Here is a 13077-nt window from a genome sequence, read left to right on the forward strand (position 1 = left end):
AGCCATTTAATAAAATAAAAAACAGGTTGGTAGCCATACAAGTTAAGACTTAATTAGCAGGAAAAAACCTCTTTTACGTAAATATTTCCTCAAAATACGTAGTCTAAAGCAAGGCTAAAAAGTACACCTTCATAAATAAATAGAAGCTGATAACTATCCATTAAAGCTATTATTTCCACCTCTATGTATGAACGTATCTAACAACTTAAATAATTGATTATCAAATTATAGGATGCTATGACACTAATTTTCTGCCATCTATCAGTCTAGTAAACTTTCTGAAGTAATTGTCCGTACCTTAGTAATAATACTTATCTACATCTTTCATTATACTTAAATAAAAACCAGCATGCAAGTGTCATGGTAACGACTTTTACTAAAGGCCCCAGGAAAATGAGTGATCAATAGAACTACGTAGATCTATCGGCTCCTGATTGGCAATCTGCCCGGAGTAAAAGTTATAGGTAATGAAAATGGAAGAAGATATTATTCGAAGAAATTTTATGGCAGAGATGCGAAGTTAATGCTGATCTACCTGACTAATTCATTTAACACCGTTCCTATGAAAAAACATGTATTAATTAGTTTGGCTGCCTGCTTGTTGAGTCTGTTCAGTTGCAAGGAAACAGAAGAGGTAATACCTGATCCGGTGGAAGATCTGGAGATCTATGATGTGGTAAGTTTTAATAAAGTAGTTGCCGGTACCTTGCTATCTGCTGTCACCAGTGATAGTGGGTTAGTCATTCCCATGACCAGTTTTAATTCCATTTCTCCTGATAAACCAGTAGCCGCTATGGTATTTAATTCCAGCCTTCCTCATTGGGAAGATGTAGACCTGGGTACCCCTAATCAAAAATTTGGCGGCAAAGGTAAAGGCAAAGGAGGCGAAAGCGGAAATTTTATAAACAATACCGCTTTGGGAAACATAGTCGTTCTTCAAAACTTCAAACAATTTGGCACCGTGCCTAACGATGATGATGGGCCGGGGTATATTACTTTCGACTTCAGTCGTGTGAACGGAGGTATTAAGGCTACTTCGTTAACTGTGCTAGACGTTGAGACGGCCAGAGAAAAAGAGACAGGTGACGTTAAGCTATATACTAGGAAAGGAGGTACCCTGTTGTATACGGCTACGTTTCAGGATACAGAAGCAAACGGGGTAGGTATAGTTGATTTAAAAAACACTCCTGGGGTAGGTTACCTGGAGGTAAACATCAATGGTTCTATTGCTATAGACAATTTACGTTTCTATAAGTAAACATCTGTTAATAAGAATCAATAGAGAGCTGAGTTTTTGCTGTATACGGTAGTTTTAGGAATAAGCCGGTTTCGTTCTAGGAATCGGCAAGCAAAACTTCATGGGTAGGCTTCTGTTGTCCAAAAAGATTTTTCTATGTGTTAGTACATCTTCATCTATGCTATTTTTTTTGATATAACAAAGCCTTTTTGCTTAACCAGATGAGTACTTATTTATTCGTCCAATAAAAGCGTATTCACTTTCGTATTTCATTCTCCTTGCGTATATTGAGGGAGCCTGTACGCCAAATGCGTAAGCGTAAAACCAACTCGTACACAGTTTAGCCTACACTACCTGAGTTATGAAGCGCAATGTACTGATCGTCTTTTTGATATTTTTTATCTTCTTCGTTATTTCCTTTCTAACCAATATTCTGGGCCCGATCATTCCCGATATTATTGACAGCTTTGATCTGAGTATTGGGCTAGCCGGATTTTTACCCTTTTCTTTTTTCATTGCCTACGGCATTATGTCTATTCCTTCGGGCATTCTTATGGAAAAATATTCAGCTAAACCTGTGCTACTTTGGGCATTTTTTATGGCCTTTGCTGGAGCCTTGCTGTTTGCTTTGTTTCCTACGTTTGAGATAGCTATGGTTTCTTTGTTCTCCATCGGAATTGGCATGGCTATGTTGCAGGTAGTCATTAACCCGCTTCTCAGGCAAGCTGGCGGTGAGGAACATTTTGCGTTTAATTCGGTAATGGCCCAGCTGTTTTTTGGGGCTGCCTCTTTTCTCAGCCCTTTGTTATACAGTTATCTGGTGCAGAACCTGCATAGCCAAAATACCAATCCGGTTATCTCCCTTTTTAACTCCCTGGTAGCCGCAGACCTTAAATGGGTATCTTTATACTGGGTTTTTGCCGTAACAGCACTCGTGGTTGCTATTATTATTAAACTGGTAAAGTTTCCGGCAGTAGAGTTGAAGGAAGACGAAAAGATAGACACAGGTAAAGCATTTAAAGAACTGTTAGGCAACCGGTATGTGATCTTATTTTTTGTAGGTATCTTTTGCTATGTTGGCACCGAACAAGGCATTGCCAACTGGACATCCAAATTTTTGCAGACCTACCATGGCGTAGATCCGGCAACGACTGGTGCTACCATAATATCCTATTTCTGGGGGCTGCTTACCATAGGTTGCCTTCTGGGACTTGTATTTCTGAAGTTATTTGATAGCCGTACGGTGCTCATTGTCTTTAGTTCGGGTGCTATTATTTCGTTAGCCCTGGCACTTTTCGGTTCTGTAGATATAGCCTTAATTGCATTTCCCCTTACAGGTTTTTTTGCCTCCGTTATGTGGTCAGTTATTGTTTCGCTGGCGCTTAATTCTGTCGGCCATCATCATGGCACGTTCTCCGGCATTTTATGTACCGGAATTGCCGGAGGGGCGGTAGTGCCATTAATTATCGGGGGTTTAGGTGAATTGCTGGGCTTGCAGCTGGCTATGGCCTGTATGTTTCTTACCCTGGGCTATATTCTAAGCATTGGCTTGTGGGCCCGGCCATTGGTTAAGAACGCCACCATTAAACACTGGAGTGATTTATTTAAACTCAGTCAGGCGTAGGTTCAAGACAAATCTGTCAATAAACGAATTCTTCGAATGCTATGATCAAGCTTATTTTACTCAGCGATTTTGCAGAAGAGTATTTCAAAAGTCTGCTGCGGGGCATTACCCGGTATTCGGTAGATCATGGGCCCTGGGCTTTCTGCCGGATGCCTCAGTTTTACCGGGAAACTATTGGAATAGAAGGCATACTGGAATGGGCAAAAGACTGGGGGGCAAATGGGATTATCGGGCAGTTCTACAATCATTGTGAAGTCGGAAAATTTACACAGGCTGGCATTGCTGTTATAGCCCAGGATCTGCAAGAACGTTTTGAAGAAATTCCCAATATCACCGGAGCCTATCACGAAACCGGTCAAATGGGTGCTGACTACTTTTTGAAAAAAGGATTCAACCATTTTGCTTTTTATGGCTTTCAGAATATTGTATGGTCCAGAGAACGGGCTGAAGGTTTTGAGGCTAGGGTGAAAGAAGCAGGCTACCGGGTACATTATTTTGAGCCGGAGGAATCGAATGCTATTGCCTTGTGGTATTATAAACCTTCCGCCTTAAGCAGGTGGCTGAAATCCTTACCCAAACCCATTGCCCTCATGGCATGCGACGATAACCAGGCTCACCACATCAGTGAAGCCTGCCGCCATGCTGGTATCCGCATTCCCGAGGAAGTAGCCGTACTAGGGGTAGATAATGACGAAATGCTGTGCTGTATAGCTGATCCTCCCCTCTCCAGCATCAGCCAGGGAGCAGAAAAAGGCGGCTATGAAGCTGCCAGGCTGATTGAATATATGATCAATACACAAGATTTTAATCCGTATAATATTGTCGTAAAACCAACCCAGTTGATCACCCGGCAGTCTACCGATATATATGCGACCAATGACAAATACATTGTAAGTGCCTTGAAATATATTCACCAAAACGTAGACAAGAATCTGAAAGTAGAACAAGTGCTGAAAGAAGTACCTTTGTCCAGGCGGTCATTGGAGAAGCGTTTTTTTCAGATTACCGGGTACCCAGTGTATGAGTACATTTATAACCTGCGCATCGAAAAGTTTACCCAGAAACTTTTGGAGACCGACATGACTATTTTTGAAATAGCTCTGGATCTGGGCCTGAACGACAGCAAGAACATAGCCCGGCAGTTCAAACAATTGAAAGGCCTCACCCCGGTTGAATACCGGAAAAATCACCTGATCAGCAAGTAAATTCCTGATACTGTTTGAGGTAATATTACTTTTCTGCTACCGGCTGATCTTTTATCCATTCTGGCGGGAAACTGGAGTATTTTATGGTTTTGTGCGGTTGGCCTTCCCGGTCGTTATAATGATAGCTATAGACGATATGTATCTTGCCATCTGCTCCCTGGATAATGGCCGGATAATGGCTGGCTGTGGCTTGTTTGCCACGGGTATCGTTTTCCAGACTTTTGCGCCATTGCCAGGTTTTTCCATCATCTGTGGAAAGGGCTACTTCCAGGTTGTATCTACCTTCTTCGGTATGGTTATATACCATTAGCCAGTTGCCATCTTGTAAGGTGACCATATCAAAACCTGCACCAGGATTCGGCAGTTGATCGTCTTTAGCAATGGTCCAGGTTAGTCCTTTGTCTCTGGATTCCGTTCGCTGCATTCGCTGGGGAGGCGGGCCATTGTCCCGCAGATAGGCTACTAATAGACTGTCTTTCGTAAGGGCAATTGTTGGTTGAATACCAGCACCTCCCATAACTGGATTGCTAAACTGCCAGGTCTTGCCCCAATTGTCCGAAATGGCAAATAGTGAACAATCCAAGCCATCAGAATACAAAGGAACAATAAGGCGGTTTTGCAGAATAAAAGGTTTATTTTTTGTTTGCCAGCCCATTCTGGTGGAAAGCGGATAGCCAAGCTCCTTCGTAGTTGTTTGCCCGTTTTCTACGATACGTCCGCTGCGCATCATATTCTTTCCTTTGGCCAGGCTATCCATTTTCGTTTTATACGTTTGCCATTCTACCTGCATGCTCGCTTGCATACTGTCAGGAAGTTGGGGAAGTAACGTTTCAGTGAAGTATGTTTCATACGTAATTAATTGATGTTGTACAGCTTTTACAAAGCGGTCATTCGGTTGGATGCCACGTTCGTTTTTATCACCTGGTTTTACAAACAGCACATCCTGCCAGGTCCATTCGGGAGCACCTGCTGAGGTATACTTTGTACTGATCCGGTACATCGGTATAGAGGTTTCCCACTGATTGGCCAATACAGGATACCACATGAGCCATAAACGTTCCTGGGTATCCATAAACAACATGGGATTAATGTCTGGAAAATCCGCTACATCAGCCATCAGAAACGGGGCAGACCAGGTGGTATCTCCTTTACACAGCCTGGCTCCCATAATGCGTACATCATCCGCCCAGCGTTCACCAGATCCCTGAAACCATGCGGAAAGCAGATCGCCGTTGGGTAATTCCACAATGGTTGGCCCATGTACGTGCTCACGTTGTAATGGGAAAATAATATTGGCTTGAAAAGAGTCTGAAGCCTGTTTGTTTTCTTTCGGAGGCTGACAGCCAACAGTTAACAGCAGAAGTAATGTCAGGATTAATGTATATCTCATGTTAACTAAACAATTTACTACTAAGTACAAAAACTTGAAGTAAAAATAGTATGAACACAAACTGTATAAGTTAAGAAGACCTGTCAGTTTTTGAAAACCTAACAGGTCTGGTTAATGGTAGGTAACTTACCTATCTACCAAGGTTTATTTGTACCTGCGATAATCCATGGTTTAGACCACTGACTATTTTTTCCACGTAAGCCGGAATGTGGCGTTACCTGCAATTTATCTATGGCATTTTTAGAGTTGTTGGCATTCAACAGAATTTCATTATCTCCATAAATAAAGCGCACTGGCAAAACGGGTTCAGGCGAAGCAGGACCAGCTTGTAATTCAGGATAACCCGTTCTTCTGAAATCGAACCAGGCTTCTGTGACAGCTGTCCAACTGGCGATCCATTTCTGCTCCATAATTTGAGCTAGACTACCGGTATACGATACGCCTTCCTGTGCAATATATGTACTAAATTCACCGGCCACGCCCCATGCGTCCAGAGAGCTTTCGATACCGGCTTTATAATGCTCTTCTGCACTACCCACAGACCATCCTTTTAACGCCGCTTCCGCTAATATAAAATGCGTTTCTGCAGCAGAAGCCAATCTGGCTTTTAACAGATCACCACTTCCCTTCCTGTAAATATCGGCTAGTTGCGAGACATGCTGATTCTGTAATACCTGGCCTGGGGTAGGGTTTCCATTATAGGCATCTGGCAGCAGGATACCAACCGGCATACCTACGTATTCGCCGGTATCTAGGGTTCCGTTATATAGCGCCGGATTAAAATGACGGGTATAATTCCCCGGTGTTTTCTGGAATTGTTCATCCATAATGGAGGTTACTCCTTCCTGAATTACGCCGTCTTTCCGGATAAACGCATCGACAGCGGTAGGCAAGGTTGGATCGGCTATCCAGCGGACACGAACTGGTGCAAACCAAACACTCATTCTGGGGTCCTGGTAAGCCATCAACTTGCTAAGTAGAGGTATGGCCGGTTTACGGTTCCGCACATCAGAGCCATCGCCACCGACGGTACCTGGCCAGGCATTATCAGTGCTTGCTCCAATATAACTCATGGTGGCATCATCACCCGCTTCATTAATATAGATGCCTGAACTATAAATGCTTTCAATACCTGCTTTGGCTACGTCTGGCATTTTATCGGAAATGCGCAGGTAGTACCGCAATAGTAACGTATTTGCGAATTTCTGCCATTTAGAAGCATCCCCTTTATAGTATACATCATAGTTGGTAAGAACACCCGTTACATCACCCGAAGCAAAAAGTTCAGAAGCCGACTTCAGGTCATTAATAATTCCTGCATAAATTACCTCCTGGCTATCGAAGGCTGGCAGATTAAATTCTGTTGATCCCAGATTACCTTTTACAGCATTGGTATAGGGAGCATCTCCCCAAAGATCTGTAATGACTCCGAAGATAAAAGATTTCATAGTTAAGGCTACTCCCTGATGGAATTTGAGGTTCATGTCTACTGCCCGCTCAAACATCAAGTTGTTGCTGCGCAAGAGTCCATACCAGCCAGCCCAATCCTGAGGTGTCCAGTCATAGGTGTTATGTCCACTATACCAGCCGGATTTCTGGGTGTGCTGCATTACGCCAGCAATATCTCCAAAGCCCAGCTCCAGATAACTTTTGGCAGCTCCTGTCATTACGGTAGGCATTAGCAGATTGGGGTTAGCGGTAGCCGGATCTATTCCATTCGGGTTTTCGTTCATTTCCGTTAGCTGATCCTTACAGGAGGATACAATCACCAGCAGCAGAATGAGTGCAGATTTATTGATAATTCTAAAGAAGTTCATGGATAAAAAGTTAAAATGAAAATACAGGACATGATGAATTTACAGGCTGAAGTTCAGCTTGAACCCGAAAGGAATAGTCCAGGGCATCACATTTTGGAGCTCTATCCCCTGCCTAAATGCATTCGCTGTGTTTCCTTGGGCGCCACCAGTGATCTGGAAAGCCCTTTCCGGATCAATACCTATTTTGGCAGCGGTCCAGAGCATGATGTTGCGGCTGAAAACAGAGATATTGGCATTGCGTAAACCCAGGAACTTAGGCAGATCGTAGCTCAGGGAGATTTCACGTAATTTAATAAAGGAAGCATCGAAGGTAATTTGTTTGTTATAACTCCAGGGATACATATTAGATATGGGGTAGATATTTGTATTGGGTCCGCCCAAGTGTTCTTCATATACCCCGTCGGATGTCTCGATCACCCCAGGAATAAAAGCTCCATCATAGGCATCATCTACCGGATAGCCACCGGTTTCTTGTGTATGTCCTCCTACTCTGGGGAAGTTTCCATTCTGGGGAATGATGTATTTGTGAGGGTCTGATTTTAATAAAGCGATCAGCTCTTGTTCTGAATAAAGCCCCCCGGCAATCAGGTTTTCTAGCTGCCGTTCTGACTTCCAGTCAGACTCTCCGTAGCGGTAGGTGTAGGACTGAAATTCACCGCCTGCCCGCCAGTCTAAGCTGGCACTCAGAGTAAATCGTTTGTAGGAGAGTGAGGCTTGCATCCCCATTAGAAAGTCTGGGTTAAAATTTCCTACTTTTTCTCTGGCATCACGGTCATTTACAGAAATCCATTCGCCATTTTTATCCAGGATTGGCCATTTGTAATAGGGAGAATTGGGATCTTTCACATACGCATATCCCCGGCTATACAAGTTGCCTATTTCTTCACCAACTCTGGTAAAGGAACCTCCGCCATTATCATCCCATAAGGTAATAAATTCCAACCCATCAGCAAGTTCTTCTACCGTGGTCCGGTTTCTGGTGAAGTTCACAGTCAGGTCCAGGTTCCAGTCACTGCTACGGATAGGTGTACCCCCCAGGCTGAGTTCCCAGCCCCGGCTGGCTAATAAACCTGCATTTACCATGCGGCTGGTATACCCGGAGGATGACGGGGAAGAAATACTCAGTATCTGGTTTTCGTTGGCAACATAATAGTAGGTTCCTTCGAACCGTATCCGGTTGTTAAATAAGTTCAAGTCCATGCCCACCTCGGTAGAAGTAGCTATTTCGGGTTTAAGCTGCGCATTCAACAAAGAAGCCGGAACACCGGTTGTGATCAGATTACCCCATGATCCAGTTTGCAGAGTGTTTTGTAGTTGATAAGGTTGCGTATCATTACCCACTTGCGCCCATCCGGCCCGGAACTTGAGTAATGAAATAGCCTGCGGTAGTCCAAACGTATAATTTGCCAGCCAGCTTAGAGAAGCAGAAGGATAAAAATAAGAGCGGTTAGCGGCAGGCAACGTACTCGACCAGTCGTTACGGGCAGTTAAATCCAGATACAGCATATCTTTGAAACCAAAGGATGCCATGCCATAGAGGCTATAAATGGCTTTTTCTGACGTAAAGTTATTGGTTAGCAACTTGTCTGCGGGAATATTAGATAAGCGGTACAATCCTGGTACGATTAATACCTGATTACTATTCTGGCTGCCGGTATACATATCTCGGTAGTTTTGTTTCATGTAGTTCCCACCCCCGGAAATACTCAAATCAAAACTATTCAAGGTTTTCTTATACGTCAGCAGAAAGTCGGCATTGGTTTCGTTACGGGCTATATCCTGTAAATGGTACCCTCCTCCCCTAACCCGGCTATAACTTTGCGGGATTTTGGTTTCCCGGTTTTCAATAAAATAATCGTGCGATAGTCTGGCAAAAGCAGTAAGGTCGGGGGTGATGTTCCAGTCGAGTTTCAGGTTACCGAAGGCCCTGTCACGCACAAAGCCATTAGTCAGCTGATAGGCCAGGAAATACGGATTATCGAAAGAGGGATGCGGCGAACGTTGCTGAATTTGTTCAGCGCCTGGCATCCAGTAGTCTTTCAGATCAGATACATTTACCTGAGGCCAGAAGTAAACGGCTTCTACCGGATTGGCTCCCCGGTTCCCGGTAGATGGACGGCTGTTGGAATTAGAACGGGACAAGTTGATGTTGGCATTCAACCGTACATTTTTGCTGATATCATAGGTTGTGCTGGTAGAAATGGCATTCCGGTACAGATCAGAATTAGGAATCAGGCCTTTGTTTACCATGTTGTTGAGAGAAATCCGGAACGTAGCTTTATCTCCGGAACCTGATAGGGCAATATTGTTGGTCGAGGTAAAGCCTGTTTGAAGGAAGTTCTTCATATTATCCTTGTAAGACCTGAGTTCGGTTGGTACTTTATTTCCATTGGCATCCACCGGACTATTCCATTGAGGTGCCAGGTTGCCAGCATCCAGTTGGGGACCTGCCCAGTATGCTGATCCTTCATCAAAGGTATTGTTCCGCTCGCCATTCCCATACCGGTAGTGAAAATCAAGGTATTCCACAGGTTTTTCGAACACATTGCTTGATGAAAAAGAGATTCCTAGGGGCTGTCCTTTTTTACCGGCTTTGGTAGTGATCAGGATTACGCCATTGCCTGCTCTGGAACCATACAACGCCGCTGCACTGGGTCCTTTTAAGACGGAAACACTGGCAATATCATCCGGATTGAGGTCAGTAATGGCATTGCCATAATCTACTTCATTGCGGTCGCCCATAACCCGGAAATTATTGAGTCCATTGGCTACCGGCACTCCATCAATTACAAATAGAGGCTGGTTGTCACTGGATAAAGATTTTGCTCCACGGATTACAACACTTACTGAAGAACCTACTCCACTCGTCTGGTTGATGGTAACTCCGGGAATTTTAGCAGCTATGCCATTTAACACGTTTTCCTGCGCCACATTAGTTATGGAAGCTCCCTCTACTTTGCCTACCGAATAGCCTAGTGACTTTTGCTCCCTTTGGATGCCTAAGGCCGTTACCACTACCTCACTGAGGTTACCTAAGCTTGGTTCCAGCGAAACATTGATAGTAGTCCGGTTATTAACCGCCTGTTCTAGGGTATTATACCCTACATACGAATAAACCAGGACCGCATTAGTAGCAGGTACCAGAATAGAATATTCGCCGTTGACACCTGTGATCGTACCATTGTTGGTACCTTTCAACAGTACATTGACCCCCGGTAGTACTTCCCCACCTTCGGAAGACGTGATGCGCCCGGAAACCGTAATATCCGCAACCTGTGCCAGGCTATTTCCGGCCAGCAGAACGGCCATTATCAGCAAGCACAGATACCTGCGCAGAACTTTTTTCTGGTAATCGTTTACATTCATGGTTTTAGTAGTTAGTGTGTACTAGGAATGATTTGCAAAATCTGAGTTGAGCTACGCTTGTATAATTACTTCAGGAAATTTGGGGCTGGTTCTTTCTCATGCCGGGTGGTTATTGGTTGGATAAGGCTTTTTGCTTGCACGAGCCGATTTTGTAACTGTATGCAGAAGGAGGTTCTTTCCTCTGGCTTCTCCCTGTTGACTTCTTCTACTTTATTTTTCAGCTTACTTATTTTGGCTCAGTATGCAGGCTATGGATGTTAATCTGGTGTCTTCGTTTGTGAGATACCTGGAAGCCTATAAAACCTGGCTACTTAGTAATAAGCTACCTACAAACTCAGCAGATTATCTGGCATGTAGAAGACAACAATCAGTTCACAAACTTGTAGGCAGTAGTAGCCGTGTATGGCTTAGTTAAAACAGCAGTAAAGTTCCAGTGTGTAGTTATTCGCTTGCGTTTTTGCCTGTCCCTGGTTTTCCTTTACTGCTGTCCGGTAGCATGATTAGAGAATGCATTCAAAAAATTACTTGACTTTATTTCCCGGTTATCAGTCCTAAAACCGGGAGCGATTCATGCAAAAGTGTATATTACCAGAAATATATCAGTAGTATGGCTATTCTTTTTATACGTCCGCTCAATAAGATATCTAAATGTAGGGATTCTATGGTGGCTATTATACGCTTTTTGCGTTAACCTATACAGATTTTGCGTACAGCTCATTCATATATTCAGTGTTCTACTTATCTAATCATCATCGCACTCGGGTTAAGACGAATGTTTTAGTACAGGTAATAGTTGTTTTTACAACAGTTTTATGGGGCTTTAACAATTGCCCGAAAATACAAGGTACAATTCCGTCCAGGGTATATAAAAAAAGCGTAGAGTCTATCTACGCTTTTTGAATTTTTAGGTATGTTAAATAGGCTGCTATATCATCATTACTTACTGGTCCCACCAAACTTTGGTGTTTATGTCATTGGGTCCCTGCCTGGCTACTGCTGCTTCTACGTTTTCTTTGTTGAGAGAAAATTCCGAAGCAGGATAAATAAAACGCACAGGAATACGGTTTCCATTTACATTGGATATACCAGGAGTAAGTTCCGGATAATTGGTTCTTCGCCAGTCAAACCATGCTTCGAGTCCGGAATAAAACAGGGCAATCCATTTTTGTGTGCCAATCTGCTGCAAAGCGGTTGCCGGTGAAAAAGCAACGCCAGGCTGAGCCAGATATCCGGCCGGAAGGTCCTGTTTAAAATACTCAAAAGATGCCTGTATCCCCTGCTCGTAATATTCTTTAGCTGTACCGGAAGTAACAAGCCCTTTCTGCGCGGCTTCTGCCAGGATAAACTGGAGTTCTGCATAGGTCATAATAATACCTCTGGCAATTTCCCGCTGTTCCTGCGTAGGGGTACCAAAGCCATCTATATAATAAGGATTACCAATCCGGGACATAAAATTAGCACCCCCATTATACTGAAGTGCAGCATTATCATCGAGTCCATTCGGAACGCCAACATATTCAGGGGTAGCCGTACCGGTAGAAGCTGGTGTTGGGCGGGCAAATACCTGTAGGCGGGGGTCATTGTATTCTTTCAACTTATCGGCCATAGTTTTACTCAGCCGGAACTCATTAAACGAACCAATTCTGGAAGTATATAAAGGAAACTGATTGGGTACGGTTGGCAGATACAGCAAAGCAGCATTGTCGTCGTTCTCTTCAAAAATGGGTGAAGTCGCCGGGTCATTCAGAATTGCCTGCATATCTGGTCCAACATTCCGCTTGTTAGAAACCCGCATTAAATACCGCAAACGGAGAGAGTTAGCTAATTTTTTCCACTTCTCTACATCGCCTCCATACAAAATATCTCCCTGCACGTTTTCAGCCGTTGACCCAAACAGCTCATTTGCCCGTGACAAGTCTGAGAGAATGCCGTTGTAGATCGTTTCCTGGGTATCATATTTGGGGAAATAGACACTGCTTTTTCCCTGCGTTGCTTCCGTATAGGGTACATCGCCGTAGGAATCGGTTACCAGAGACATCATCCAGGATTTCATGACCAAAGCTATACCCATATAGTTGCTTTGTCCTGCTTTTTCGGCAATCGTATACACATTGTTTACATTCCGCATATTGGTATACATGGTATTCCAAATGCCATTCTGCTCTCCCCACTGGTAGCGGTCTTCGTTCACAAACTGAATTTTGGCTGTCTGCTGGATGACAATATTGCCTATACCCCAGGACATCCCCATGACTTCATTCACCGTTGAGCGGATAATATTAGGCAACAAAAGGTCTGGCGTTACGGTATTGGGCACATTGGGGTTGGTGTTGATCTCTTCAAAATCTTTATCACAGGCATTGAGCAGCAGTAAGCCCAGTGCCATAAAAATGATTTTCAGGTTTCTATATCTTTTCATACGTGTCGTTAGTAGTCGG

General features: G+C 43.8%; 7 protein-coding genes. 3 read left to right on the forward strand and 4 right to left on the reverse strand.

What is annotated here, in order from left to right; all coding sequences use genetic code 11:
• The first annotated feature begins 562 nt into the window (after positions 1 to 562).
• The 3 genes from Q0590_RS21995 (at position 563) to Q0590_RS22005 (ending at position 4066) form a co-directional block, all read left to right on the forward strand.
• The gene (locus Q0590_RS21995) at positions 563 to 1258 is read left to right on the forward strand and encodes a hypothetical protein (protein ID WP_302039767.1); all 696 of its coding nucleotides are present in this window, start codon (positions 563 to 565) and stop codon (positions 1256 to 1258) included.
• Between the two features lie 340 nt (positions 1259 to 1598).
• On the forward strand, positions 1599 to 2861 hold the full coding sequence (locus Q0590_RS22000; RefSeq protein ID WP_302039768.1) for an MFS transporter: 1263 nt from the start codon (positions 1599 to 1601) through the stop codon (positions 2859 to 2861).
• Between the two features lie 41 nt (positions 2862 to 2902).
• Positions 2903 to 4066, forward strand: a complete 1164-nt coding sequence (locus tag Q0590_RS22005; protein ID WP_302039769.1) for a DNA-binding transcriptional regulator — start codon at positions 2903 to 2905, stop codon at positions 4064 to 4066.
• A gap of 25 nt (positions 4067 to 4091) precedes the next feature.
• Here Q0590_RS22005 and Q0590_RS22010 read toward each other — a convergent pair whose 3' ends face one another.
• From Q0590_RS22010 to Q0590_RS22025, 4 genes are all read right to left on the reverse strand, one after another.
• Entirely contained in the window at positions 4092 to 5456 is a 1365-nt protein-coding gene (locus Q0590_RS22010) for a sialidase family protein (protein ID WP_302039770.1), read from the reverse strand.
• 134 nt (positions 5457 to 5590) lie between these two features.
• Entirely contained in the window at positions 5591 to 7273 is a 1683-nt protein-coding gene (locus Q0590_RS22015; protein ID WP_302039771.1) for a SusD/RagB family nutrient-binding outer membrane lipoprotein, read from the reverse strand.
• A 39-nt stretch (positions 7274 to 7312) separates the two neighbouring features.
• Positions 7313 to 10639 (reverse strand): SusC/RagA family TonB-linked outer membrane protein, encoded by a 3327-nt coding sequence (locus Q0590_RS22020; protein ID WP_302039772.1) that lies wholly within the window; start codon positions 10637 to 10639, stop codon positions 7313 to 7315.
• A 940-nt stretch (positions 10640 to 11579) separates the two neighbouring features.
• Entirely contained in the window at positions 11580 to 13058 is a 1479-nt protein-coding gene (locus tag Q0590_RS22025) for a SusD/RagB family nutrient-binding outer membrane lipoprotein (protein WP_302039773.1), read from the reverse strand.
• Positions 13059 to 13077: the final 19 nt, after the last annotated feature.

The organism is Rhodocytophaga aerolata, assembly GCF_030503435.1.
In the GTDB taxonomy this organism is placed as follows: domain Bacteria; phylum Bacteroidota; class Bacteroidia; order Cytophagales; family 172606-1; genus Rhodocytophaga; species Rhodocytophaga aerolata.